The sequence below is a fragment of the Roseateles sp. genome, assembly GCF_047654805.1.
Classification (GTDB): Bacteria; Pseudomonadota; Gammaproteobacteria; order Burkholderiales; family Burkholderiaceae_C; genus Pelomonas.
Window position 1 is genome coordinate 3037779 of record NZ_JASGIV010000001.1, and the last position, 24656, is coordinate 3062434.

Genomic DNA, 24656 nt, shown 5'->3' on the forward strand with positions numbered 1-24656 from the left:
GGAGTCCGACCCATCCTAGACCCGGCAACGCCCGGCGACCAACAAGATGCCGTCTGCCTCCTTCACCGGCACGCGCGCAATGCGCATGCCAAAGTGAAAAGCCCCTGGTTCGCGTGAACCAGGGGCCTTCAACATCTTCAGAAAATTTGGTAGGCGCGATTGGATTCGAACCAACGACCCCCACCATGTCAAGGTGGTGCTCTAACCAACTGAGCTACGCGCCTGAAGAGCTGCGCACTATAGCATGGATTTTTGCGACTCGTCCAGATTCACTTCCGACGCGCTGAACGCACCCCAGAGATGGCGCACAGCTCGCGCAGGACCTTGGTCAGTTTGGATGCATCCGACAGCTCCAGCGTGAAGCTCATCCACGCCGTGTCGCCGCCGCCGGCCTTGGGCCTTGCGGCGCCGGGCTTCATCGACTGCGTGTTGACGGCGACGACGTTCATCTTCTCCTTCGCGAAGACTTCGAGCACATCGCGCAACAGGCCCTGGCGGTCGCCGGCCTCGACCAGGACGTCGACTGGATAGACCGGTGCGCCCTTGCCCGCAGGTTCACCCCCGCCCCATTCGACGGCGATGACGCGCTCAGGCGAGCGCCGCTTCATCTCGGCCAGGTTGCTGCAGTCGCTGCGATGGATGGCCACGCCCTTGCCACGCGTGACGAAGCCCTGGATGGCGTCCGGCGGCGCGGGCCGGCAGCAGCGCGACAGGGTCGTCAGCAGCGAGTCGATGCCGACAACGAGCACGCCGCCCTTGCCGGCCGCGCTCGGCCCCCGCGTGTGCCTCTGCGCCAGCAGTTCGTTCTCGTCGGCGACCGGCTCGGGTGGGCGCAGCAGCAGCTCGATGTTGCGCAGCGAGTACTCGTCCTTGCCAACCACTTCGAACAGCGCATCGGCCCCCTTGAAGCCCAGCCTGGCAGCCAACTCGTCGAGCTTGAGCGCCGTCTTGCCTTCGCGCTGCAGCAGCTTCTCGACCAACTCGCGCCCCTTGGCGATGGTCTGCGTCTGCTGCAATGCGTTGAACCAGGCCCGCACCTTGGCGCGCGAACGCTGACTCTGCAGGTAGCCCAGCTCGGGGTTGAGCCAATCCAGTGACGGCCCGCCCTCCTTGATGGAGATGATCTCCACCGTCTGGCCGCTGTGCAGCGGCGTGTTCAACGGCAGCATCTGGCCGTCGATGCGAGCACCGCGGCAGCGATGGCCGAGGTCGGTATGCACCGCGTATGCGAAGTCCACCGGCGTCGCGCCGGCTGCCAGCTCGACGACGGTGGCCTGCGGCGTGAAGACGTAGATGCGGTCATCGAAGGATGGCCCGCCTTCTGCAGTGTCGCGCTCCCAGGCCAGCAACTGGTTCAGCACGGCCTTGCGCGCACGCGCCACCTGCTCCTCAAACTCGCCTGCGGCGCTGACGCCAGCGTAGCCCTTCGCGCCGGCCTCCTTGTAGGCCCAGTGCGCCGCCACGCCATGCTCGGCATGCTCGTGCATCTCGCGGGTGCGAATCTGCACCTCCATCGCCCGGCCATCGGCACCCAGCACGACGGTGTGCAGGGACTGGTAGCCGTTGGGCTTGGGCTTGGCGATGTAGTCGTCGAACTCGCCCGGCACCGGGGTGTAGATCTCATGCAGCCGCGCCAGGGCCGCATAGCAATCCGCCACGCTGGCAACGATGACACGCAGCGCCCGCAGATCGAAGACGCGGTCCAGCGATAGATCCTTGCCCTGCATCTTCTTGTGGATGCTGTAGAGATGCTTGGGCCGGCCCTGCACCTCGGCGGCGATGCCCTGGGAATAAAGGTCGGCCTGCAGGGCCGCACGAGCGGCCTCCACGCGTTGCTCACGCTCGACACGGGTCTCGAGCAAGGCCTTGGCCAGCGCCCGATAGGCCTCGGGCTCGCGGAAGCGGAAGGCCAGATCCTCCAGTTCCCACTTGATCTGCCAGATGCCAAGGCGGTTGGCCAGCGGCGCGAACACTGCCTGCGATTCGTCCGCGAGCTCCGGCGGGCATGGCTGCTTGGCGGCTGCGTACCAGCGCAGCGACTGCAGCCTCGAGGCCAGCCGCAGCAACACCACGCGCAGGTCGCGCGAGAAAGCAAGCAGCATCTTGCGCACACGCTCGGTCTGCTCGGCGCGCTGGTCCGACTTCTTGTCGGCCTGCACCTTGGCGTCGCGGGTGGCGCGCTGCAACTGCACGAGGCGGCGCGTGTGCATGACGAGGCTGGCGTAGCTCTCGCCAAAGGCCTTGGCGACGACTTCCTCGGGCTTGTTGAGGAAATCGGCCGCATAGACCAGGTAAGCCGCCGCCTGCAGTTCCTGGGCCGCACCAACGCCATGCAGGATGGCCGCAACGCCGTCTGCATGGGCCAGCGCGTTCTCGCCGGTATCAAGCGCTTCGCCGCCGATCAGCGGCTCGGCAAAGGCACGGGCACGCACCACTTCGGCATTGGAATGCGCGGCGCCGGCATCCAGCAGGGCGACGATGGGCGCGGTAGCCGAACCCTCGGGCATCAAGCCGGTCTTCATGAACTGAGAAAGTCCCTCACGATGGAGATCTGGTCGCCGTGAACCAGTGTCGGCGCATGGCCTACACCCGGCAGCTCGACGAGGCGGGCATTCGGTCCACGCTGTGTCATCGCGCGGGCCGTCTCGGCGCTGAGCAGGTCACTGTCGGCGCCACGGATCAGCAGCGTCGGGCAGCGCAGCCCGTCATAGGCGGCCCAAAGCAGCGCCTCGCCGGCGGCAGCCAGCTCGGGTGTCACGGCAGAGAAAGGCAAGGCGATGGCGGGGTCATAGCGCAGCTTGCAGCCGCCCCCGTCCTCCTCCAGGAACAACGGCGCCGACAAAGCCATCCACTCCTCGTCGGTGTGCGGGCCAAATCCCGCAGAAATGGTTCGCAGATAGGCAGCCCCCTCGTCCAATGACGCGAAGCGCTGCACCTTGCCCAGGTAGCTGCCGATACGCTGTAGCGCATCGAAGCGGACCGCCGGGCCGACATCATTGAGCACCAGGCGGCGGATGGGGCTCACCCCGCCCTCGGGCCGCGGCAGGGCAGCCAGGCTCAGGCCGATCAGCCCTCCCATGGACGTGCCCACCCAGTCCACTTGCTCCACGTCCAGGCGGGCCAGCAAGGCCACCATGTCCGAGATGTAGCTTGGCAACTGGTAGCCGGCGGGCTGGCGCAGCCAGTCCGAACGGCCACGGCCGACAACGTCCGGGCAGATAACGCGATAGCGCTCGCTCATTGCGCTGGCCAGCGCGTCGAAATCCCGCCCCTGGCGCGACAGGCCATGCGCGCAGACCAGCACCGGCGCGTCGGCGCTCGGGCCGGCCCACTCCCAGTAGGCCATGCGGTGCAGACCGGTGGCGTCCAGACAGTTGACGAAACGCAAGGTGGGCTGGGTCATGGTTCAATCCTTTGAAGTCATCCTAGCAACCAAGAAGGATCCCTCCATGTTGAAAGGCAAGACCGCCCTTGTTACGGGCTCCACCAGCGGTATCGGGCTGGGCATCGCTTTGGCACTGGCGCGCGAAGGCGCCAATGTCATCCTGAATGGTTTCGGCGACGCCGAAGGCCCCAAGGCCGAGGTGGCGGCACTTGGCGTCAAGGTCGGGTACCACGGCGCCGACATGAGCAAGCCGGACGACATCGCGGCCATGGTGGCCTATGCCAATGCCGAGTTCGGCGGCATCGATGTGCTCGTCAACAACGCCGGCATCCAGCACGTCGCGCCGGTCCAGGACTTCCCCGTCGAGAAGTGGGACGCGATCATCGCGATCAACCTGACCTCGGCCTTCCACACGACCCGCCTGGCCCTCCCCGGCATGCTCAGCCGGGGCTGGGGCCGCATCGTCAACGTCGCGTCGGCCCACGGTCTGGTCGCGTCGGCGCAGAAATCGGCCTATGTGGCGGCCAAGCACGGACTGGTGGGCTTCACCAAGAGCGTCGCGCTGGAGACGGCGACCGCGCCGGTCACCGTCAACGCCATCTGCCCCGGCTGGGTGCTGACGCCGCTGGTGCAGAAGCAGGTCGACGCGCTTGCCGCGCGCGAGGGCGTGGACAACGACGAGGCCAAGCGCCGCCTGCTGGCGGAGAAGCAACCCTCGCTGCAGTTCACCACACCCGAGGAGCTTGGCGCGCTGACCGTCTTCCTGTGCTCGGATGCCGCGATCAACGTGCGCGGCCAGGCCTGGGCAATGGACGGCGGCTGGACCGCCGTCTGACGCCCGGCTACTTCGTGAGCTGAACCGAGCCGCTGACGCTGACCGTGACGGTGGCCTTGCCGGCCTCCGTCGGCAGCGCGGCATCGGCCATCTCGGTCTTCATGCGGGCCATTGCCATCATCGGCCGCGGCGCCGACGCCTCGTCGCCGGAGATGTTGATCTCGCCGACGACGTAGCTGCCGTAGCCGAACTGCTTGGCATAGTCCGCCGCCTTGGCACGATAGCGGGCGATGGCCTGGGCCGTGATGTCGGCCTCGGCCTTCTCGCGCGTCTCGCGCGAGAGGCTGTAGCCGACCCGGGCAATGCTCAGCGTGTTGATGCGACCGCTCAGCTGCGCGATGGCGGACGCATCCCTGCCCTCCACCAGCAGCTCCGCGCTGCCCTGCCAGCCATTCATCTTGCCGGTCTTGGGATCGTGGCGGGGGTAGAGCGAGAAGCCGCCCGTCTGCACGTCCACCTGTCCCGGCTTGGCCACCTTGCGCGCTTCAGCCAACGCCGCGTCCAGCGCCTGCTTCAGTGCCGTCTGCACACCGGCCGCGTCTGGGCCTTCGCGCGTGGTCGAGAAACTGACGCCGAGCACGTCGCGCTGAACCTCGGCACTGGCGCTGGCTGACAGGCTCAGCCGCTCACGCGGCGCCTCGGCTGCAGCATGGGCAGAGCACACCAGGGCAAGGATGGGAAGAACGAGGAATGAGCGCATAAGGAACTCTGCAGCAAGAAGGAAAAGCCCAGCTTACCCGGGGCGGCTGGCAACGAGCTGTAACGGCTGCGCGATGTCCTACAAGGCGGATCTGAAAACCTGCTCACAATGTCGTTGTTACAAATTCAGGACACGCGATGAACAGCGCCGCGACACCCCGCCCCAACCGCATCCTCGTCGTCGACGACGACGCCCGCATCCGTGATCTGCTCCGGCGCTACCTGACCCAGGAAGGTTTCGAGGTGCTGCTCGCCGAGGACAGCCGCGCGCTCAACAAGCAATTGACCCGCGAGACCGTCGACCTCATCGTGTTGGACCTGATGCTGCCCGGCGAGGACGGCCTGACCATCTGCCGACGCCTGCGCGCCGCCAACGACAGCACGCCGATCATCATGCTGACCGCCAAGGTCGAGGACGTTGACCGCATCGTCGGCCTGGAAGTGGGGGCGGATGACTACCTCGCCAAGCCCTTCAACCCGCGCGAACTGCTGGCCCGCATCAACGCCGTGCTGCGCCGCCGCCCGCCGCCGGAGGCGCCGGGTGCGCCGAGCAAGGAACCGATGACGGTCAGCTTCGGCCCCTTCGAGTTCGACCTCGCGCTGCGCCGCCTGACCAAGAACGGCGAGCAACTGCCACTGACGACCGGCGAGTTCTCCATGCTCAAGACGCTGGTGCGCCACCCACGCCAGCCCCTGTCCCGCGACAAGCTCGCCCAGCTCGCCCGCGGCCGCGAATTCGAGCCCTTCGACCGCAGCCTGGACGTGCAAATCTCTCGGCTGCGCAAGATGCTTGAGGCCGACCCGGCCCAGCCGCGCTACATCCAGACTGTGTGGGGCGTGGGCTACGTCTTCGTGCCGGACGAGAACACTTGACGCATAAGCTCTAGGGCATGCCTCGCCCTCACCTCGCGCTGAATCTCTTCTGGCGCACGTTTGCCTGGCTGGCCCTGCTGCTGGCCGGCGCGGTGCTGGCCTGGCAGTACACGTTCAAGTTGCTGGAAGCCCAGCCGCGTGCGCTGGAGTCAGCCGAGCAACTGGCTGGCCTCGTCAAGCTCAGCCGCATCGCGCTGGAGCACACCGACCCCATCAACCGCGTCGCCGTCATCAGCACCATGTCGCGCGGCGACACGGTGCAGGTGCGCGTGGCCGAGACCAGCGACCGCTGGCTGCCCTACGACACCAGCCCTTTCGCCAAACAGCTCGCCGCCGAGCTGCGCAGCACGTTGGGCCCCGACACCGTCATCGCCCGCAGCGTCAACGACACGCCCGGCCTGTGGGTGCGCTACATCGTCGGCGAAGACGCCTTCTGGCTAAAGACCTCGCTCGCGCCGCTATCCATCACGATGTCCAGCAACTGGTGGTGGGTGCTGATCGCGCTGCTGGCCACCGTCGTCGGCTCGGCGCTGATTGCCCGCCTCATCAACCAGCCGCTGCGCGAGCTGGCTGAGGCCGCCGGCCGCATCCGCGACGGCGAGTACGACTCGCGGCTGGACGAGACGACGATGACCAGCGAGATCCGCGAGGTCAACATGGGCTTCAACCGCATGGCCCGCGAGCTGGCCAAGCTGGAGGAGGACCGCGCCGTCATGCTGGCCGGTATCTCGCACGACCTGCGCACGCCGCTGGCGCGGCTGCGGCTGGAGACGGAGATGAGCGTCAGCGACGAGCAGGCGCGCCATTTCATGGCCCAAGACATCGACCAGCTCGACGCCATCATCAGCAAGTTCATGGACTACGCGCGGCCCAACGAGACGCAACTGCGCGAAACCCGGCTCGTCGACATCGTCGAACGGGAGGTGCAGGGGTTCCGCGACCCGGACCAGATCCGCTTCCAGGTACTGGTCGGCAAGGCGATCAAGGTCTTCGTCGACGACACCGAGCTAGGCCGCGTGCTGCTCAACCTCTTCGAGAACGCGCGCCGGTATGGCCATGAACCCGGCGAACCCGCGCGCGTGGATGTGAGCGCAACGCGCGTCGGCTCGTGGGTCGAGCTGCGTGTGCGTGACCACGGCCCCGGTGTTCCGCCAGACCGGCTGCAGCGCCTGACAACGCCCTTCTACCGTGGTGACGCCGCGCGCACCGCAGCCAGTGGCGCCGGCCTCGGACTAGCCATCGTCGATAAATCCGTGCAGCGCCTCGGCGGGACGCTGTCCATCAGCAACGCGCCCGGAGGCGGACTCGTCACCCTCCTCAAGCTGCGAGCCATCTGACATGCGGCCCGCTGCCTGCCTGCGCCGGGCCGGCCCACTGCTGCTCACCTTCACACTGGGCGTCCGCGCACAGACGCTGGACGTACTGGTCTATCCCAACCCTGGCGTCGTCGAAGCACCAGCCGGTGTCCAGCCCCACGGCCCGGGCGTGGCGCTGCTGGAACGCCTCTCCGGGATCAGCGGAGTGACGCTGCGCGTGCAGGCCATGCCGGTCGCACGGGCGCAACAGATGATCAGCACCCAACCAGGCCATTGCGCCGCGGGTGTACCACGCACGCCTGAACGCGAGGCTGCCTTCCGCTGGGCCGGCCTGATGGCCAGCGGCGCGCTGATGCTCTACGGCCGCACCGACGAAGCACACGCGGTGGCAAGCGCCAAGGACCTGCGCGGCCGCGTCGTCGCGGCGCAGCGCGAGTCCCGGCCACTGGATTGGCTGCGCGAGCATGGCCTAAAGGCCTACGAGGTGAACGACACCGCCACCGGCCTGCGCATGCTGCAGGCTGGTCGCGTGGACTTCTGGCTCGTCAACGACCTGGCCGCCCGCCGCGCCATCCAGCACAGCGACGCCCCCCGCCCAAGCCCCTGCATAGCTTCGGTCAGATCGACCTCCACCTCGCCTGCCATCGCGACGTGCCCGCAGCCACGGCCGACCGCCTGCGCCTCGGCCTGGAGCAGATGCGCCGAAATGGCGAGCTGGCCGAGTTCGGCCTGCGTTAAGCAGCGCCAGGCGCGCTCAGCCCGCTGAGGCAAGCAAGCAGACTGCCCGCGCCTCGATGGCCCGCCCCTCGCCCACAGGCCCCATCTTCTCGGCTGTCTTGGCCTTCACATTGAGCTGAGCCACATCCACGCCCAGCGCCGCGGCCAGGCGAGTGCGCATCGCCAAGATGTGCGGAGCCATCTTGGGCGCCTGGGCGACGATGGTGCTGTCCAGGTTGACGAGCTCCCAGCCCGCCTCGCGCACGCGGCGGTAGGCCTCGGCCAGCAGCACCATCGAATCCGCCCCCTTGAACTGCTCGGAGGTATCGGGAAAGAGCTTGCCGATATCGCCCAAGGCGGCGGCACCCAGCAGCGCATCGGTGATGGCGTGCGCCAGCGCATCGGCGTCCGAGTGACCCAGGAGGCCGTGCGTGTGGGGAATAGTGATGCCGCCGAGGATCAGCGGCCGGCCGGTGACGAGCTGGTGGGTGTCCCAACCCTCGCCGATTCGAAATGGCGCAAGACTCATGCGGCGATTGTCGCCGCGCAGGACACCCCTGCCGTCCGAGGCTCGCCATGGCCGGCCCCGAGCCGGAACGCCTCGCCAGAGCGGACCTGCCCGGGAACTGGGCCGGGCAGGCAGTCTGTCTGTGCACACGGCCTGAACCTATGAATGGCCGCTGGCCTGCCCGGAGCTCGGCCCGCAAGCGCCACGCACTGCTGCTATGGTGCTGCCCGCCATGAAACGCCTCGTCCCTGCCTGCCTGCTGTGCCTGCTGGTCATCGCCCAGACCGCCTTCGCGCAGGCCCAGCGCCCCAAGATCGGCCTGGTGCTGTCCGGCGGCGGCGCCCGCGGCCTGGCCCACATCGGCGTGCTGCGTGTGCTGGAAGAGATGCAGGTGCCGGTGGACCTCATTGTCGGCACCAGCATGGGTGCCGTCGTCGGCGGGGCCTATGCCGCGGGCCGCAGCGTCGATGAGCTGGAGACGCTGGTCAAGAGCGCCAACTGGAACGCCATCCTGGCCGACCGCCCGGCGCGCGATCGCCTGTCCGTGCGCCGCCGCGAGGACGACGAGCGCCTGCCCTCGCGCATCGAGTTCGGGTTCAACCTGGAGCGCGGCGCCATGCTGCCCGGCGGCGCCGCGGCCAACGGGCAGCTGGAGGCGACGCTGTCCTCGCTGCTGCCCGCCACGCGCACCGACGACCCGCTGCGCCGGCTGCCCATCCCGTTCCGTGCCGTCGCCACCGACCTGCTCTCCGGCGCGATGCTGGACCAGGCCGACACCCCACTCTTCGAGGCCCTGCGCGCATCCATGGCCGTTCCCGGCGTGTTTGCGCCGCTGCGCGTCAACGGCCGGCCGCGTGTGGACGGAGGGCTGGTACGTAACCTGCCGGTCGACATCGCGCGACAGCTCGGCGCCGACATCGTCATCGCCGTCAACGTCGGCACACCGTTGCTGGAGGACCGTGAGATCACCAGCGCCGTCATGGTGGCCAACCAGATGCTGCAGATCCTGACCGAGCAGAACGTGCAACGCTCGCTGCGCGAGCTCAAGCCCCAGGACATCATCATCGACCCGGATCTGCCGGGCATGGGCTTCATGGACTTCCAGCGCGCCGACGAGGCCATGGCCACCGGGCGACGCGCCGCACTGGCGGCCGGCGAGCGTCTGGCCGCCCTGGCCGCCCCCGTGGCCCAGGCCGCTCTGCAGGCCCGCCGCCTGGGGCAGCCCGAAGCCGCATTGGGTGCGCTACCGCTGGCAGCACTGAAGTTCAGCGGCGCCCAGCGCGTCAACCCCGAGGCGCTGCGTGCCGAGCTGGCACTGCAGCCGGGCGACACCGTGGGCCGCGCGGAGCTGAACCGCGCGGTCGAGCGCCTGGACGGCTTGGGCGACTTTGAACGCATCGAGACCGACGTCGACGACCACGACGGCCGGCGCAGTGTCGAGTTCCGGCTGACGGAGGCCGACTGGGCCGCCAGCCGTGTGCGCCTGGGCCTGGAGCTCTACAGCAATTTTGCTGATGCCAGCAGCTACTCCCTGGTTGCCATGCACGTCGCGAACTGGCTCAACGCCTGGGGCGCCGAGGTGCGCAGCATCGTGCGCATCGGCTCAACGCGCGGCCTCAACACCGAGTTCTACCAGCCGCTAGGGCCGGGATCCCGCTGGTTCGCGAGCGCCAAGCTGGCCTACACGGCCGGCAACAACGACGTCTTCGACCAGGGCCAGCGTGCGCTACGCCTGTCCAGCAGCCTGACCAGTGCGCAGTTGGAACTGGGCTACCGCGTCGCCGGCCTGGGCGACCTGCGCTTCGGTGTGGGCCGCCTGCGCGCCAACGACGAGGTCGTGCTGCCCGTCGTTCCCGAGAACGGCCGGCGCTCGCAGTCCTACGGCCAGCAATACCTGGAGCTGCACACCGACACGCTGGACTCGCTGGCTTTTCCCAGCCGCGGCCAGTGGACGACGGCCCGTATCGAATGGCTGCATCCACGCGGCGAGCCCAGGGTCATCAACGCATCGTTGCTGGGCCTGTCGGCCTTCCGCTTGGGCGAATGGGCCGGCCAGCTCTACGGCGAGTTTGCCCACGCCGAGCGAGGCCAGACGCGTTCGCTGGGCGGCTACCTGCGCCTGTCAGGTACTCCGGACGGCTCGCTGGTGGGCGAGAACATGGCACTGACCCGCATCGTCATGGCGCGGCGCATCGGCGAGATGCCTGTGGGCCTGGGTGGCGCAGTGCGTATCGGCTTCTCGCTGGAGACCGGTGCGGTCGGGGGAGGCGCAGGACTCAAACTCTCCAACCTGCCACGCAGTGGCTGGCGCCAGGCTGCCAGCGGCTTCCTCAGCGTGGACACACGCTTCGGACCCTTTTTCCTGGCGCTTGGCACGACGCGCGGCGGCGACACCTCGGCCTATCTGCTTCTGGGACCGACCTGGTAGCGTACGGAGCGCAAGCACGGAAGAACGCTCAGTGGCAGCAGCCCCTGCTGCGCCATCTCGGCGTCGAACCTGATCAACTGGCCGAACCGTCAGATCAGGTCAAGGCGCTGGCTCGCCAGCCCGGGAGCAGGATCGAAGCCATCAAGACCTATCGGCAGCAGACGGGGGCCGGCCTCAGGGAATCGAAGGCGGTCGTCGACAAGCTGGTCATGGAGTCGGGCTTCGTCGACTAGGTTCGGCTACGCAGCCAGAGCGCAGCAAGCTCGAAATCCTCGGGCCAGGTCACCTTGAAGTTGGCCATGGACGCACGCACCAGCCGCGGCGCCTGGCCCAGGGCCTCGACGGCGCTGGCCTCGTCGGTCGCATCCGCGCCCATTGCCACCAAGGCCCTCTCCACCAGACCGAGGCGGAACATCTGCGGCGTCTGCGCGGCCCACTTGTCGCGGCGGTCCACGGTGGCTGCGACTCGGCCGTCGGCATCGCCCGCCTTGAGCGTGTCGGCGATGGGCTGTGCCAGCAGTCCTCCGACTGCATCCTGTTCGCAGGCCTCGATGAGCGCCTCCACCCATTCGGGCCGCAACAAGCAGCGCGCCGCATCGTGCACGAGCACCCAGTCGTCGTCAGCCGCGCCGCGGCGGCGCAGCTCCACGAGGCCACCCAGGACGCTCTCGGCACGGCTGGCGCCGCCCACACGCGCCGCCCAGCCGGTGTAGCCCGGCAGCGCTTCCTCGAACCGGACATCGGCAGGCGACAGCACCACCAGCGTCTGCGCCAGACGCGGCACGCCAGCCAGCGCAGCCAGCGTGTGAGCCAGCATGGGGCGCCCGGCGATCTCGACGTATTGCTTGGGGATGCCGGCGCCAGAGCGCTCGCCGATGCCGGCGGCCGGCACCAGGGCGAAGCAGCGTGGGATGGATTTCATCCGCGCATTAGAGCAACAGGTAGTCCACCGGCTGCAGCGCCGGTGGCGGCGACGGGTCACCCAGTGCCTCGCGCAGATCGATCTCTATGCCTCGGCAGATCGCATCCAGCGCCAGATCGTTGGCCTGGATGCCGAACGGCTCCTCGATCTCGTCGCCCAGCGCGTCAAGCCCGAAGAAGGTGTACGCGACGATGGCGACGACCAGCGGCGTCATCAGCCCGATAGCGTCGACGATGCCGAAGGGCAGCAAAAAGCAGTAGAGGTAGGCCGTGCGGTGAAGCAGCAGCGCATAGGAGAACGGCAGCGGCGTGTTCTTGATGCGCTCACAGCTGGCGGCCGCCGCGGTCAGCGCCGACAGCGTGGCATCCATCTGCACCTCACGCAGGCTGTCGAGCTGGCCGGCACGGCGGCACTGAGCAAGGTCAGCACCCATCGCCATCATCAGCGCGGCCGGCCGGTTTCGCACGCGTCCCAGCACCTCGTGTTCGGCCGGCAGGATCAGTCCTTCCAGCGCGGCCGGGTCTGCGGGCTGGTCGCGCAGCAACTGCTTGAGGCTGACGCAGAAGGCGAGCGCACGCAGCACCAGGCGCACGCGCACGTCGGCCAAGTCGCGCGGGTCGGCAATGGGCGCCGGCAGGTCGATCAGGTTCAGGGCCTGGCGAGCCAGGTTGCGCGAACGCAGCAGCAACTCGCCCCAAAGCTTTCGAGCCTCCCAGAAGCGGTCGTAGCAGGCACTGTTGCGGAATCCCAGGAAGATGGCCAGCGGCAGCCCCATCAGCGTGAACGGGATGGTGGAGACCAGCACGGCGTTGTGGCTGGCCAGCGCACGGTGCGCCACAGTGACCAGTACCGCCAGCAGAATGTTGGCCAGCAGCACGCCGCGGATGCGGCTCAGGATAGAGCCGCGCAGCACGAAGAAGAGCTGCAGGGCGGAGGGACGCTCGCGGACGATCATGGCCGCATTGTCGGCGGCTGGCCGCTTCGCCCTGCGCCGTTCAGGTGTCGTGCCCGGGATTCTGGCGCGCGAGACGCCTCAGCAAGCCGGGCCAGGCCAGCTCGGCACCACTGCCACGCATGACTTTCTCGCCCGCGGCGCGTATGCCGGTCAGGATGGGTGCGGGAATGCGGATCAGCTCTCCGCCACCGGCCTGCGCGGCAACCTGGATCTCGCAGGCACGCTGCAGCATGAACATCTTCAGGAAGGTGTCGGCCGCGCTGTGGCCCAACGTCAGCAGTCCGTGGTTGCGCAGCATCATCAGCGACGTCCGACCCAGGTCGGCCACCAACCGCGCCTTCTCGTCGGGGTTGAGCGCCACGCCCTCGTAGTCGTGATAGCTCAGCGAGGCCAGCGGGAACAGGCTGTGCTGCGAGATGGGCAGGAGTCCTTCGCGCTGCGCGCTGACAGCCACGCCTGCCACTGTGTGAAGGTGCATGACAAAGTGGGCGTCCTCACGCGCCTCATGCACCGCGCTGTGGATGATGAAGCCGGCCGGGTTGACGTTGTAGTCGCTGGGCGCGACCTTCTCGCCCGCGCCATCTACCTTCACGAGGCTGCTGGCCGTGATCTCCTCGAACATCATTCCGTAGGGGTTGATGAGGAAATGGTGCTCAGGGCCGGGTACGCGCGCCGAGATGTGAGTGAAGATCAGGTCGTCCCAGCCTTGCAGCGCGGCGAGCCGATACAGCGCCGCAAGGTCGCAGCGAACGGCCCATTCCTCGGGACCGATGGGGGCGGGTTGGGCCATGGTGTCTCCTGGAGTTGTGGAACGAGAATAGTCCCCGTCCCTGACGCGCGGTGTCGCCTCCGCGGCTGCGGGGACAATCGCGATGTCATGCTGATCCCCGACCTCCGCCGGCGCCTGCGTGCGCTGGGCGCCAACCCCGCCCATGAATCCCGCGTGCTGCGCCAATGGGTGCAGTGCTTGCCACTGGATGCAGGCAGGCGCCCGCTGCAGGGTTTCCTGCCGAAGGCACTGATGGATGCCCTGCCCGGCCTGATGGCCGAGCTGGACGGTCTCGTCACGCTGCGCAGCGAGCATGCGGGCGACGATGGCGAGTCGGCCCGGCTGCTGCTGGGCCTCGCCGACGGCCAGACGGTGGAGACCGTGCTGCTGCCACGCGAAGGCGTCTGCGTATCCAGCCAGGTCGGCTGCGCCGTGGGCTGCCAGTTCTGCATGACGGGCACCGAAGGGCTGATCCGCCAGGTGGGCGGCGCGGAAATCGTCGCCCAGGTCGTCATGGCCCGGCGCAAGAACCCGAGGCTGCGCAAGGTCGTTTTCATGGGCATGGGTGAGCCCTCGCACAATCTCGCCAACGTGCTCGATGCAATCACCCTGCTGGGCCGCGAGGGCGGCTTCGCGCACAAGCAGCTGGTGTTCTCGACGGTGGGGGACGAGCGCGCCTTCACGGCACTGGGCCAGGCCGAGGTAAAACCCGCCCTGGCTTTGTCGCTGCATACGACGGACGCCGCAAAGCGCGAACGCCTGCTGCCACGTGCACCGCGGCTGACGCCGGAGAGCCTCGTCGAGGCCGCCGATGCCTACGGCCGCGCCAGTGGCTACCCGGTGCAGTACCAGTGGACGCTGATGGACGGTGTCAACGACGGGCCAGAGGAGCTGGACGGCATCGTGCGCCTTCTCCACGGTCGCTACGGCCTGCTGAACATGATCCCCTTCAACAGCGCACCCGGCCTGCCCTTCTCGCGGCCCGGCTGGGAGCGTTCCCGGGCCATCGCCGCCGAGCTCTGCAGCCGCGGCGTGCTGACCAAGCTGCGCGACTCGGCCGGCCAGGACGTCGAGGGTGGCTGCGGCCAGTTGCGCGCCCGCGAGGCCGTGGGCCGGCCCGTCCGCGTGGTGAGGATTCACGCCTGATCAGGGCAAAGCCACCGCAATTGGCGACAGGCATCTCCCTGCGCGCCCCGCAGAATGCAACCGCCGCATCGACGATGCGAGAAGACATCCCGGAGGAGACATGATTCAGCTTCGACTGCGGGCCTCGCGCCTGCGCATGGCCACCCTGATCGCCGGCTCGGCCCTGTGCCTGCAGGCCGGTGCCGCCACGACGGTGCACAAGTTCGAGCCCACGGCCCAACTGGGCGGCAGCGCGCTGCTGCTCAACGGCAAGGGCACGCGGGTACGGCTGGTTTTCAAGGCCTACGACATGGCCCTGTACACCACCAAGCGCGCCACCACGCCAGCAGAGCTGCTGGCTCTGACCGGCCCCAAGCGTCTACAGTTCACGGCACTGCGCGAGCTGCAAGGCACCGACCTGGGCCGGCTTTTCCTGCGTGGCATGAGCGACAACACGCCCAGCCAGCAGATGACCCGCCACACGCTGGCAACGACCCGCCTCATCGAGATCTTCTCTGGCAAGCCCAAGCTGGCCCCCGGCGACACCTTCGCAATGGACTTCGTGCCGGGCAAAGGCACTCAGTTCTACATCCAGGGGCAACCCCAGGGCGAACCTGTCGGCGACGACGAGTTCTTCACGCTGGTGCTGCGCATCTGGTTCGGTGATTCGCCCGCCGACACGCAGCTGCGCGACGCGCTGCTGGACGGCGGAAAGGACTGAAGTGCGGCCAAGGATGGGCTTTGAGGCCCATCCGACGCGCAAGGAGGGTCATCAGGACAGCAAGCCGGAGGGATGAGGCGCGTCCCAGCTCCAGCCGCCCCCTCAGCCTCGCTGCGCCGCCCGTTGCCTGAAGGCCAGGACCGCCAGGCCCAGCGCCAGCATCAGCACCGTGGCCGGCTCCGGCACGGCACTGATGCCCGTATAGACACCGTCAAAGGACGCGGTGGCGTGCTGCCCGTTGACGGTCAGGCCCGCCAGCAGGCTCTGGAAGCTGGCCTCGCCGAGCTGGTTGCCGCTGAAGCGCAGGGCGTAGTTGCCGTTGCCGACGACACTCAGCGTCGCACCGGCGGCGACGTCGCCCAGCGCACCGAAGCTAAGCGTCGAGCTGCCGAGGTCGATTGCCGAGCTGGCGCTAAGTACCAGCTCGGCGAAGCTCTGCTCGCCACCCAGCACCAGTTGGCCACCAGCCAGCTCCAGGGCACCGGCCGCGTCCAGGCGCTGGGCCCCGGCCAGCTCCAGCACCGCGCCGCTGGCAATGACGGTCTTGCCGTTGACGTGGTTCTCGCCGCTCAGCACGACGCGGCCACTGGCGATCCGCACGACGGCGAAGTTCGACAGCGACGAAGCGTAGGCGAAGCTCTCGCCCGCGCCCGGATCGATGCGCAGGGCGTTGGCTCCGCCCGAACCGCCATCAATGCTGCCCAGTACCTGGGCCTGGCCGCCGGCAAGCGTGACGCTGTTCTGGCCGCTGCCCAACTGGATGGCCTTGCCGCTTGCACTGCCGTCGATGAGGCCGTGATTGACGATCGTCGTCGCGTAGTCGTTCGTGACGACAAGGGCCGCGCTGCCCGCGCCCCCCGCCAGCGTCGCGCCGGCATCGTTCTGGATGCTGACCGTGCGGCCACTGCCGTTCAGGCCGCCGGCATAGATGGCGGCATCGCTCTGGCCTCGGATGACGCCACCGGCCTGGTTGACGACGACGGCGTTCGCATAGATGGCTTCGCGTTGGCCAGCGTTCACGCCACTGGTGATGTCGTTGCCCACCAGCGAGACGCCGCGGCCCACCGCGTTGGTATTGCCCGCGGCCACCAGGCCTTCGATAAGGCCGGCATTGGTGATGCTGCCGCCCCCCACCGAAATGGCCTCGCTGTAGGCAAGGCCCGAGGCCACTGCACTGAAGGAGTTGGCCGAGCGAATGATGCCGGTGGCCGTGTTGGTAAGCATCACGACGCCGTCGACGTCCACGCCATCGCCATCGCCCGTGACGCCCCGGCCTACGATGGTGCCGGCGTTGTGGACGGTCACGACCTGCAGGCCGTTGAAGCCATCCAGGTTAAGGCCCGAACCGTTGTTGCCCTGGATGATTCCGCCGGCCTGGTTGGCGATCGACATGGTGTGCGTCAACAGGGCCGTGTCCTGGCCGCCGGTGATGCCATGGCGGCCGCCCTGCACCAGGCCGGCGTTGACGACCTGGATGCCAGAGTTGGCCTGACCGTCGATGCCGTCGCTGCTGGAGCCTGTCGTCGTGATCGACTGGATGGTGCCCCCGTTGTTGACGACCCCGTTGACACCCGGTCTCACCGCATCGGCCTCGTACGACTTCATCAGCGCACCGACGTAGTTGTTGACGATGTTGCTGCCGCTAGCGATGGCATTGAAGTCCACGACCTGGTTGCCCGCCGCCGACGCATTCAGCGAGATCATCTGCCCGTAGTTGTGCAGCACCACGCTGGCAGGGCTCTTGTTCATCTGGATGACGTCGCCGTCAGCTGCCTGCAGCAACGCTGTCGCGCTGCCGGTGCTGCCGTTGGTGATGACGAGGCCGCTCACGCCGGTGTTGTCGCGGATGACTCGGCCGCTGCCGGTCTGCGTGATGCTGCCGAGGTTCGTCAGACTGGCGCTGTTGCCGGTGACCGTCACCGCGACCGTGGACCCCGACACGGTCAGAGATCCGCCGGCAGCCACGTTGCCGGTCTGCGACGCGCCCAGGCTCTGTGCCGTACTGGACGAACCTGTGATCGAGAAGCTGGCAGCCTGGGCGGACAGTTGCACCGCGGCCAGGCAGGCCAGCGCAATGGGGTGCCAGCGGCGGGCGCAAGCGATCGGGGCGGAACGAAGCATCATGGTGGGCGCGGGGACAGGTAAAAGCCCGTCACGTTATCGACGCGCCCCGCCGCCGTGCACCACGCAACCGGGGCCCTGTGGCGGGCTCCGATTTCATCGCCGTGTCACATCGGCGGCTCAGGTGCCGCGGTAGGCATCGGCGTCCAGCCCGAGACGGCGGATGCGGTCATGCAGCGTCTTGCGCGCAAGGCCCAGGCGTTCACCGGCCTTGGCGATATTGCCGCCACTCTCCCGCAACGCCTGCACGATCCATTGGCGCTCCACCGATGCCAGGGCCTCGTCCAACGGCGCCTGCGGCAGGGCCGCGGGCTCGGCGCTCGCGGAAGGCAGCGCAGGCGGTGCCGCCTCGGTCAGCAGGCCCAACACCCAGCGCTCGGCGAAGTTGCGCAGCTCACGCACATTGCCCGGCCAGTCACGCGCCTGCCAGGCGGCGAGCTGGGCGCTGCTCCAGGCCGGCACCGTGCGCTGCAGACGCTCGCCGGCCTGAGCGCAGAAATGGCTCAATAGCACAGGGATGTCCTCGCGACGCTGGCGCAGAGGTGGCAACACGACGCTGGCCACATCCAGGCGGTAGAACAAGTCCTCGCGAAAGCGGCCGTCCTTTGCCATGTCCAGCAGGTCGACCTTGGTCGCCGCGACGATGCGGCAGGCCAGCGGCTGGGCCGTATTGGCTCCCAGCCGCTCCACGCTGCGCTCCTGCAGCACGCGCAGCATCTTCACCTGCAGCGCCATCGGCATGGACTCGATCTCATCAAGGAAGACCGTGCCGTCGCCCGCGAACTCCAGCTTGCCGATGCGACGCTTGTTGGCTCCCGTGTAGGCGCCAGCCTCAGCGCCAAAGATCTCGGACTCGAACACGCTTTCTGGCAATGCGCCACAGTTGATCGCAACGAAAGGCCCACGCGAGCCGCTGGCCGCATGCAGCGCGCGGGCCACGACCTCCTTGCCGGTACCGGTCTCGCCGTGGATCAGCACGTCCACGCGCGCAGGCCCCAGCGTAGTGATCAGCGTGCGAACCTGCTCCATTGCGGCGCTGGCGCCGAGCAGCCCGTCAGCCGGCCCGCCGCCCAGCTGCGCCTTCAGCCTGCGGTTCTCCAGCACCAGCCGGCGCTGGGCCAGCGCACGACGCACCACCTCCACCAGATGCTCGGCAGAGAACGGCTTCTCGATGAAGTCCCAGGCGCCATCCCGCATCGCCTCCACGGCCATGCCGATGTCGCCGTGACCGGTGACGAGGATGACGGGCAGCTCGTGGTCCTGCTCACGCAGCGAGTGCAGCAGCACGAGGCCGCTGTCGCCGGGCAGTTGCACGTCGCAGACGACCACGCCGGCGAATCCCGGTTGCAACCAGGCCCGCGCGGCCTCGGCCGAATCGACGGACTGAACCTGCAGGCCGGCAAGACGCAGGCTCTGCGTGGTGGCCAGGCGGACATGCTCGTCGTCCTCGACGAGCAGCACATCAACAGGTTCGGTCCAAGCCATCGTGGAATTGTCGGGGGATCCTGCAATCAAGCGAGAGGAAGCCTGAGCGTGAACTGTGCGCCGCCGCCCTCGCGATTGCCGCCTTGCAGCGAGCCACCCAGTGCGTTGGCGATGGAGGCGGAGATAGACAGGCCCAGGCCCAGCCCCTCGCCGCGGCGCTTGGTGGTGAAGAAGGGTTCGAAGAGGCGGGCCTGCACGTCGTCGCTCAGGCCCGGGCCATCGTCGGTCACGCGCAGCAGCGCCTGGCCGGCAGCAGCATCAACCTCGGCCTGCAGCGTGACCGTGCCGCCGCCCTGCTCCGCGCTCGCATCGATGCCGTTGCGCAGCAGGTTGACGAGCACCTGCTCCACGCGTACCTGCTGGCCCAGCACGGCAAGGCCTTCTGGCACCTGTGGGCACGCCAGAGTCACGCGCTGGCGGCGTGCCTCAGCGCCGACGAGGGCAACCGCGGCCTGGAAGGCGGTCGCCACCTGCACAGGCTGCACGCGCAACTCGTCGCGCCGCGCAAACCCCTTGAGCTGGGCCACGATGGCGGCGATGCGCTGTGTGAGGCTGTCGATCGCCTCCAGGTTGCCCACGGCATCGGCCTGCATGCCGCGCTCCAGGAAGACACGGGCGTTGTCGTTCAGCGCCCGCAGCGCCGCCAGTGGTTGGTTGATCTCGTGCGTGATGCTGGCGGCCATCTGACCCAGCACGGCCAGCTTGCCGGCTTGCACCAGCTCGTCCTGGGTCGCGCGCAGCGTGCGTTCGATGCGATGCAGTTCGTCCACGCGTGCCTGCAATTCCTGCGTGCGCTCGGCGATGCGCGCCTCAAGGCTGTCGTAGGCGGCACGCAGCTCGCCCTGAGCAGCCAGACGCTCACGGGCGCGGCGGCGGCGCAGCTGCAGGTAGGCCAGCAGCAGCAGCAGCGACACCCAACCCAGCGCCGCGGCCCAGGCGCGGCCGGCGGCGATCTGCTCGGCGCCACGGATCTCGGTGAAGGACAGCAATGTCCAGCCCCGGCCTTCGACGGGCAGCTCGGTGACCAGCGCGCGCAGTCGGGCGGAGGCCGTGGCCACGCGTTCCACGCGCAAATCGTCCGACACACGCGAGGGCTCTCGCGCCAGCGAGGCCAGCGGCAGGTCGCCATACTGCTGTGTCTCGTGCAGCTCGGCGCGTGCAGCGGCGGTCAGGGGGCGCAGCGTGCGGTACTTCCACTCGGGACGGCTGGCGAGGAAAACAACACCGCGCGCATCGGCCAGCATCAGGTCGCCAGCGCTACGGGCCCAGTTGGATTCCATCTCGTCGAGGGACACTTTCAACACGACAACACCCGCGGCCTGACCGAGGCGGTGCGCGATGAAGTAGCCGGGCGTACCGGTCGTGGACCCCCGGGCATAGAAATGCCCGCCACCGCTGGCCATCGCATCGCGGAAGTAGGGCCGGTAGGCGTAGTTCTGCCCCACGAACGTCTGGTTGTCGCGCCAGTTGCTGGAGGCCAGCGTCAGGCCTTTCGCGTCGATGAGGAAGATGGCCGCCGCAGCGGCGTCCCGCGCCACGTCGACGAGCAGCGCGTTGACCTCCGCCACACGGACCTGGGAGGTCGGCTGCGCCAGCAGCCCGGCCAGCGCCGGGTGGCGGGCCAGCACCTGGGGCACGGCCTCGTACTTGTCGAGCGCACCGGTGAGCTCGTGCGCGACGAAACGCAGGTGGCGCTGGGCGTCGTCCTGGGTCTGGGCGAGGGCCAGGTCGAGCGACAGCCGCCACGCGCCGTAGGCCACCGCGGCACCACCCAGCATCACGCCCAGCAGCAGCGCAAGGCTGCGCCGCCAACGGCGAGCGGCGGCGGAGTCCTCAGTGTTGGGCGGCTTCGGCATCGATCCTCGAATGCCGGCGCGTGTCACGCATCAACAGGTAGACGAGCAGCGAGCAGGCGATCACTGCGGTAGCGTACCAATAGAAGCCACTCTCCATGCCTTGCTGCTTGAACCACAGCGCGATGTACTCGGCACTGCCGCCGAACACCGACACGGCGATGGCATAGGGCACGCCCACGCCGGTGGCACGGATGGAGGCCGGGAAGAGCTCGGCCTTCACGACCGCGTTGATGGAGGTGTAGCCGCTGACGATGAGCCAGGCGCAGGCGATCAAACCGAAGGCCTCCCACGGGCCTTGGGCGTGGCGGATAGCCGTCAGCAACGGCACCGTGAACAGCGTGCCCAGGATGGCGAAGCCCAGCAGCAGGGGCTTGCGGCCGATCTTGTCCGACAGCGCCCCGTACAGTGGCTGCAGCAACGCCGCGAACACCAGGCTGGCGGCGGAGACGGCCGTGGTCTGCGCATCCGTCAGCCCTACCGACAGCTTCAGGAACTTTTGCATGTAGGTGGTGTAGACGTAAAAGGCCAGCGTGCCCCCCATGGTCAAGCCAATGACGATCAGGCATTCCCGCGGGTGCTGCATCAGCAGCTTGAAGCCGCCCATGCGGTCCTTCCCCTGCTTGCGCTGCTTCTCGAAGGCCTGAGTCTCGGGCAGATCAGAACGCATGATCAACGCGACGATGGCCAGGCCCGCACCGATGAAGAACGGGATGCGCCAGCCCCAGGCCTTGAGCTCCGCCGTGTCGAGCACGAAGTTCTGCAGCACCAGCAACACGACCAGCGCCGTCAGCTGGCCACCGATCAGCGTCACGTACTGGAAGCTGGAATAGAAGCCGCGATGCTTGGACGTGGCCATCTCGGAAAGGTAGGTCGCGCTGGAACCGTATTCACCGCCAAGGCTCAGGCCTTGCAGCAATCGTGCGATCAGCAGGATGGCCGGTGCCCAGACGCCCACCGCAGCGTAGGTGGGCGAACAGGCAATCAGCAGCGAGCCACCGCACATCAGCATCACCGAGGTCATCAACGCCAGGCGGCGGCCATGGCGGTCGCCGATGTAGCCGAACAGCAGCCCGCCAATGGGGCGCACGAAGAAGCCCAGCGCAAAGATGGCTGCGGTGGACATGGACTGCGCCACCGGGTCGCTGGACGGGAAGAACGCCGACGAGAAGTACAGCGAAAAGGCTGCGTAGCAGTAGAAGTCGTACCACTCGACGAGGTTGCCGATGGAGCCGACGAAGATGGCCTTGACGCGCTTAAGCTCGATGTGGTCGGTCGCAGCGCCCGGCTTCGCCGCCGAAGTCGTGGGATGGATCGCAGACATGCTGTCTCCTGGGTTTGTGTGCCCCAGGATGAGCAGCTTGCGTGCCAACTTCGTGCATCGTGCAGCCCCAGGCTGGCGCGGCGGATTTCGGCCGGATTCGGCGACTTTCCGCCACTACCGACCGGTCGGTTGCCGCCGCTGGCGACATTCCGCCGTTAAAAGCGCAGGTCGACCCGGGCCATGTCGAAGCGCGTACCGTCGCCGTCGCGCCTCACACTGACGACGCGGAAATTCTTGGCCGTGCCAACGCGGTACTCGTAGTCGCCGGGCTTGGGCTCGTTGCCTTCGCAACTGAGCTTGTCGGAGTCCTTTGGTTGTTTCACGCGGGCAGCCGGGTCGCGACAATCCAGCACGTCGCCATAGCGGCCCAGCGCCTTGGCGTAGAAGCCGGCCACGCGCTCGGGCGCCGCAGCGGAGCGGAATTTCATGGCATCCACCTTGAGCCCGAACTTGCCGGCCCATGCGCCCAGCGTGACGGAGGCTCTGTCGCCGCCGCCTTCCTCGAATGGCACGGCACCGGCGTAGACCGGCAAGCCCACGTCGGCGGCCTCCGTGCGGCTGTGGCCCTCGACGCCCAGGCTGAAGTCGCTGTCGCCAGCAGAGGCGGTGGATGCAGCCAGCACGAGGGTCAGTGCAGCGACGCTGCAGCGCTTGGTCATGTCGATCTCCTGAGCGTTGGTGTCAGGGCATGACGGTACGCAGCGCCACGCCCGGCCGCCACGCGGACGCGACAGGCTGCGATGCGGCGGGGACAGGCTGCACCTCCCGCCGACGGCCGCTTCAACCAGCCTTGCGCCTGGCCACCCAGTCCTGCACCAGCTCGCGCAGCACCGGCAGCGGCACCTGGCCGGCCGTCAGCACGACGCGGTGGAAGCCCTTGACGTCGAACTTCGGCCCAAGTGCCGCCTGGGCTTCGGCCCGCAGCTGGGTGATCTCCAACTGGCCGATCTTGTAGCCCAGTGCCTGGCCGGGCCAGACGATGTAGCGCTCGACTTCGGAGATGACGTCGCTCTCGGCCATGGACGAGTTGTCCAGCATGTACTGGATGGCACGCTCGCGCGTCCAGCCCTTGGCATGCAAGCCGGTGTCCACGACCAGACGCATCGCACGCAACTGCTCGTCCGACAGGCGGCCGTACCACTGGTAGGGGTCTGTGAACAGGCCCAATTCCTTGCCCAGGCTCTCGGCGTACAGCGCCCAGCCCTCCACATAGGCCGTGTAGTGGCTGCCGTAGCGGCGGAACTTGGGCAGTGCCTTGTCCTCCTGAGCGATGGAGATCTGGAAGTGATGCCCCGGCGAGGCCTCGTGCAGCGACAGCGTCTCCATGCCGAAGATCGGCTGGGCCTTCAGGTTGAAGGTGTTGACGTAAAAGACACCTGGGCGAGAGCCGTCACTGGACGGGCTCTGGTAGGAGCCTCCCGCGGCGCTCTCGGCGCGGAAAGCCTCGACCTCGCGCACCTCGTAGTCGGCCTTTGGAGCGATGTCGAACAGCTTGGGCGTCAGACCGTTGATTCTCTTTTGCAGCTCGCGGTAGCCTGCCAGCAGGTCCTCCGGTTTGCTGAAGTAAAACTTCGGATCGTCCTGCAGGTACTTGAAGAAGGCCTTCAAGTCGCCCTGATAGCCCACCTGACGACGCACGGACTCCATCTCCCCGAGGATGCGCGCGACCTCCTTCAGGCCGATCTCGTGGATCTCGTCGGGTGTCAGCGCCACGGTGGTCGACTGCCGCACGCGCTGCGCGTACCAGGCCTTGCCATCGGGCAGTGCCGACCAGGCCGTGCTGGTGCGCGCCTTGGGTGTGTACTCGTCGCGCACGAAGGCCAGCAGCCGGGCATAGGCTGGCAGCACCCCGGTGGACAGCAACTCGCGCATTGCTGCTGTGATGCGCTCGCGGTCCGCGGCCGGCACGGCCTCAGGGAAGGTCTTGATCGGGCCCCAGAACAGACTCTTCTCTGGATCGGTCACCGCCAGCGCTGCCAGCTGCGGCAGCACCTTCTCCATAACAGCCCTGGGCTGGGTCACGCCGGCCTTGAGGCCGTCGCGCATGTTGGCGATGGTGCCATCGAGCAAGGGCACGGCCAGGGTAAGACGCTTGAGCCAGTCGTCGTAGTCCTTGGTCGTCTTGAAGGGCTGGATGGACTGGCCGGTGCCCATCTGGGCCAGGAAGCTGGGCAGGCCGCCAATCTGGCTGATGGGTTGCATCCAGTCCGGAAAGCGCTCACCGGCCAGGTCCTGCTCCAGGTCGAGCTTGAGGATGCTGTAGGAGACACGGTCCTTGGGATCAAGCTTGTCCTTCCTGAAGGCTGACAGGCCCTTCAGCGTCTGCTTCAGCTCGCGTCTGGCCTGGGCACGATAGGCCGCAGTCGTGGTGTCGACAAGGCGATCGTTGTAGCGCGGATCGCCCAACGAGGTGGCCAGTACCGGCTGGCGCTGCAGGGTCAACTCCCACTGGGCGTCAAGCCACCGGTGGAAGCGTTCGCTCTCTGTCGGCGTGGCCCAAACGGGCAGGCTCGCGGCAAGCAGGCTCAGGGCAAGACGACGGCGCATGAGTTCTCCAGTTAGGAAGTGCGCATGCTAGCCATGACCCTGACGAACAGCCAAAGGGCATGGCTTCCATAGA

The 24656-nt window shown here is 67.9% G+C and carries 20 protein-coding genes and 1 tRNA gene; 7 read left to right on the top strand and 14 right to left on the bottom strand.

Going from position 1 to position 24656, the window contains the following annotated elements; translation table 11 throughout:
• Nucleotides 1-147: 147 nt before the first annotated feature.
• From QM732_RS13710 to QM732_RS13720, 3 genes are all read right to left on the bottom strand, one after another.
• Nucleotides 148-224 (bottom strand) — tRNA-Val (locus QM732_RS13710).
• Nucleotides 225-269: 45 nt separating this feature from the next.
• Entirely contained in the window at nucleotides 270-2522 is a 2253-nt protein-coding gene (locus QM732_RS13715; protein WP_415656682.1) for a RelA/SpoT family protein, read from the bottom strand.
• Nucleotides 2519-3403, bottom strand: coding sequence for an alpha/beta fold hydrolase (locus QM732_RS13720; protein WP_415656683.1), 885 nt, complete (start codon nucleotides 3401-3403; stop codon nucleotides 2519-2521). The genes QM732_RS13715 and QM732_RS13720 overlap by 4 nt, the downstream gene beginning before the upstream one ends.
• A gap of 46 nt (nucleotides 3404-3449) precedes the next feature.
• Between QM732_RS13720 and QM732_RS13725 the strand changes: the two genes are divergently transcribed.
• The gene (locus QM732_RS13725; RefSeq protein ID WP_415656684.1) at nucleotides 3450-4220 is read left to right on the top strand and encodes a 3-hydroxybutyrate dehydrogenase; all 771 of its coding nucleotides are present in this window, start codon (nucleotides 3450-3452) and stop codon (nucleotides 4218-4220) included.
• A 7-nt stretch (nucleotides 4221-4227) separates the two neighbouring features.
• Here QM732_RS13725 and QM732_RS13730 read toward each other — a convergent pair whose 3' ends face one another.
• Entirely contained in the window at nucleotides 4228-4920 is a 693-nt protein-coding gene (locus QM732_RS13730) for an SIMPL domain-containing protein (RefSeq protein WP_415656685.1), read from the bottom strand.
• Nucleotides 4921-5057: 137 nt separating this feature from the next.
• Here QM732_RS13730 and ompR point away from each other — a divergent pair, with 137 nt between their 5' ends.
• From ompR to QM732_RS13745, 3 genes are read left to right on the top strand one after another with little or no spacing between them, the layout of a single operon-like run.
• On the top strand, nucleotides 5058-5792 hold the full coding sequence (ompR, locus tag QM732_RS13735; protein ID WP_415656686.1) for a two-component system response regulator OmpR: 735 nt from the start codon (nucleotides 5058-5060) through the stop codon (nucleotides 5790-5792).
• 17 nt (nucleotides 5793-5809) lie between these two features.
• Nucleotides 5810-7129: an ATP-binding protein gene (locus QM732_RS13740; protein ID WP_415656687.1), complete on the top strand. Its 1320-nt coding sequence runs from the start codon at nucleotides 5810-5812 to the stop codon at nucleotides 7127-7129.
• 1 nt (nucleotide 7130) lies between these two features.
• On the top strand, nucleotides 7131-7874 hold the full coding sequence (locus tag QM732_RS13745) for a substrate-binding periplasmic protein (protein WP_415656688.1): 744 nt from the start codon (nucleotides 7131-7133) through the stop codon (nucleotides 7872-7874).
• On the opposite strand, the gene ispF is transcribed toward QM732_RS13745, so the two are convergent.
• The gene (gene ispF / locus QM732_RS13750; RefSeq protein ID WP_415656689.1) at nucleotides 7863-8354 is read right to left on the bottom strand and encodes a 2-C-methyl-D-erythritol 2,4-cyclodiphosphate synthase; all 492 of its coding nucleotides are present in this window, start codon (nucleotides 8352-8354) and stop codon (nucleotides 7863-7865) included. The genes QM732_RS13745 and ispF overlap by 12 nt on opposite strands.
• A gap of 211 nt (nucleotides 8355-8565) precedes the next feature.
• On the opposite strand from ispF, the gene QM732_RS13755 reads away from it, so the two are divergent.
• Nucleotides 8566-10761, top strand: coding sequence for a patatin-like phospholipase family protein (locus tag QM732_RS13755; protein ID WP_415656690.1), 2196 nt, complete (start codon nucleotides 8566-8568; stop codon nucleotides 10759-10761).
• Between the two features lie 229 nt (nucleotides 10762-10990).
• Here QM732_RS13755 and ispD read toward each other — a convergent pair whose 3' ends face one another.
• From ispD to QM732_RS13770, 3 genes are read right to left on the bottom strand one after another with little or no spacing between them, the layout of a single operon-like run.
• Entirely contained in the window at nucleotides 10991-11683 is a 693-nt protein-coding gene (ispD, locus tag QM732_RS13760) for a 2-C-methyl-D-erythritol 4-phosphate cytidylyltransferase (protein ID WP_415656691.1), read from the bottom strand.
• Nucleotides 11684-11690: 7 nt separating this feature from the next.
• On the bottom strand, nucleotides 11691-12638 hold the full coding sequence (locus tag QM732_RS13765; protein ID WP_415656692.1) for a bestrophin family protein: 948 nt from the start codon (nucleotides 12636-12638) through the stop codon (nucleotides 11691-11693).
• 40 nt (nucleotides 12639-12678) lie between these two features.
• Entirely contained in the window at nucleotides 12679-13428 is a 750-nt protein-coding gene (locus tag QM732_RS13770; RefSeq protein ID WP_415656693.1) for a class II aldolase/adducin family protein, read from the bottom strand.
• 87 nt (nucleotides 13429-13515) lie between these two features.
• Between QM732_RS13770 and QM732_RS13775 the strand changes: the two genes are divergently transcribed.
• Both QM732_RS13775 and QM732_RS13780 read left to right on the top strand, forming a co-directional pair.
• Nucleotides 13516-14553, top strand: coding sequence for an RNA methyltransferase (locus tag QM732_RS13775; RefSeq protein ID WP_415656694.1), 1038 nt, complete (start codon nucleotides 13516-13518; stop codon nucleotides 14551-14553).
• A 100-nt stretch (nucleotides 14554-14653) separates the two neighbouring features.
• Nucleotides 14654-15253, top strand: a complete 600-nt coding sequence (locus QM732_RS13780) for a chalcone isomerase family protein (RefSeq protein ID WP_415656695.1) — start codon at nucleotides 14654-14656, stop codon at nucleotides 15251-15253.
• A gap of 102 nt (nucleotides 15254-15355) precedes the next feature.
• On the opposite strand, the gene QM732_RS13785 is transcribed toward QM732_RS13780, so the two are convergent.
• From QM732_RS13785 to QM732_RS13810, 6 genes are all read right to left on the bottom strand, one after another.
• Entirely contained in the window at nucleotides 15356-17377 is a 2022-nt protein-coding gene (locus QM732_RS13785; protein WP_415656696.1) for a PEP-CTERM sorting domain-containing protein, read from the bottom strand.
• Between the two features lie 117 nt (nucleotides 17378-17494).
• Entirely contained in the window at nucleotides 17495-18859 is a 1365-nt protein-coding gene (locus QM732_RS13790) for a sigma-54-dependent transcriptional regulator (RefSeq protein ID WP_415656697.1), read from the bottom strand.
• Nucleotides 18860-18885: 26 nt separating this feature from the next.
• On the bottom strand, nucleotides 18886-20715 hold the full coding sequence (locus QM732_RS13795) for a sensor histidine kinase (protein ID WP_415656698.1): 1830 nt from the start codon (nucleotides 20713-20715) through the stop codon (nucleotides 18886-18888).
• Nucleotides 20693-22036: an MFS transporter gene (locus QM732_RS13800; protein WP_415656699.1), complete on the bottom strand. Its 1344-nt coding sequence runs from the start codon at nucleotides 22034-22036 to the stop codon at nucleotides 20693-20695. Before QM732_RS13800 ends, QM732_RS13795 begins: the two co-directional genes overlap by 23 nt.
• Nucleotides 22037-22191: 155 nt before the next feature.
• Nucleotides 22192-22695: a hypothetical protein gene (locus tag QM732_RS13805; protein ID WP_415656700.1), complete on the bottom strand. Its 504-nt coding sequence runs from the start codon at nucleotides 22693-22695 to the stop codon at nucleotides 22192-22194.
• 121 nt (nucleotides 22696-22816) lie between these two features.
• Nucleotides 22817-24583 carry a DUF885 domain-containing protein gene (locus QM732_RS13810; protein WP_415656701.1) on the bottom strand — a complete coding sequence of 589 codons (1767 nt, stop codon included), beginning with the start codon at nucleotides 24581-24583 and terminating at the stop codon, nucleotides 22817-22819.
• Nucleotides 24584-24656: the final 73 nt, after the last annotated feature.

Bases quoted from the DNA above. Each gene is read 5' to 3' on its own strand.
- QM732_RS13715 (WP_415656682.1), bottom strand. From the start codon at position 2,522: ATGAAGACCGGCTTGATGCCCGAGGGTTCGGCTACCGCGCCCATCGTC.
- QM732_RS13720 (WP_415656683.1), bottom strand. From the start codon at position 3,403: ATGACCCAGCCCACCTTGCGTTTCGTCAACTGTCTGGACGCCACCGGT.
- QM732_RS13725 (WP_415656684.1), top strand. From the start codon at position 3,450: ATGTTGAAAGGCAAGACCGCCCTTGTTACGGGCTCCACCAGCGGTATC.
- QM732_RS13730 (WP_415656685.1), bottom strand. From the start codon at position 4,920: ATGCGCTCATTCCTCGTTCTTCCCATCCTTGCCCTGGTGTGCTCTGCC.
- ompR (WP_415656686.1), top strand. From the start codon at position 5,058: ATGAACAGCGCCGCGACACCCCGCCCCAACCGCATCCTCGTCGTCGAC.
- QM732_RS13740 (WP_415656687.1), top strand. From the start codon at position 5,810: ATGCCTCGCCCTCACCTCGCGCTGAATCTCTTCTGGCGCACGTTTGCC.
- QM732_RS13745 (WP_415656688.1), top strand. From the start codon at position 7,131: ATGCGGCCCGCTGCCTGCCTGCGCCGGGCCGGCCCACTGCTGCTCACC.
- ispF (WP_415656689.1), bottom strand. From the start codon at position 8,354: ATGAGTCTTGCGCCATTTCGAATCGGCGAGGGTTGGGACACCCACCAG.
- QM732_RS13755 (WP_415656690.1), top strand. From the start codon at position 8,566: ATGAAACGCCTCGTCCCTGCCTGCCTGCTGTGCCTGCTGGTCATCGCC.
- ispD (WP_415656691.1), bottom strand. From the start codon at position 11,683: ATGAAATCCATCCCACGCTGCTTCGCCCTGGTGCCGGCCGCCGGCATC.
- QM732_RS13765 (WP_415656692.1), bottom strand. From the start codon at position 12,638: ATGATCGTCCGCGAGCGTCCCTCCGCCCTGCAGCTCTTCTTCGTGCTG.
- QM732_RS13770 (WP_415656693.1), bottom strand. From the start codon at position 13,428: ATGGCCCAACCCGCCCCCATCGGTCCCGAGGAATGGGCCGTTCGCTGC.
- QM732_RS13775 (WP_415656694.1), top strand. From the start codon at position 13,516: ATGCTGATCCCCGACCTCCGCCGGCGCCTGCGTGCGCTGGGCGCCAAC.
- QM732_RS13780 (WP_415656695.1), top strand. From the start codon at position 14,654: ATGATTCAGCTTCGACTGCGGGCCTCGCGCCTGCGCATGGCCACCCTG.
- QM732_RS13785 (WP_415656696.1), bottom strand. From the start codon at position 17,377: ATGATGCTTCGTTCCGCCCCGATCGCTTGCGCCCGCCGCTGGCACCCC.
- QM732_RS13790 (WP_415656697.1), bottom strand. From the start codon at position 18,859: ATGGCTTGGACCGAACCTGTTGATGTGCTGCTCGTCGAGGACGACGAG.
- QM732_RS13795 (WP_415656698.1), bottom strand. From the start codon at position 20,715: ATGCCGAAGCCGCCCAACACTGAGGACTCCGCCGCCGCTCGCCGTTGG.
- QM732_RS13800 (WP_415656699.1), bottom strand. From the start codon at position 22,036: ATGTCTGCGATCCATCCCACGACTTCGGCGGCGAAGCCGGGCGCTGCG.
- QM732_RS13805 (WP_415656700.1), bottom strand. From the start codon at position 22,695: ATGACCAAGCGCTGCAGCGTCGCTGCACTGACCCTCGTGCTGGCTGCA.
- QM732_RS13810 (WP_415656701.1), bottom strand. From the start codon at position 24,583: ATGCGCCGTCGTCTTGCCCTGAGCCTGCTTGCCGCGAGCCTGCCCGTT.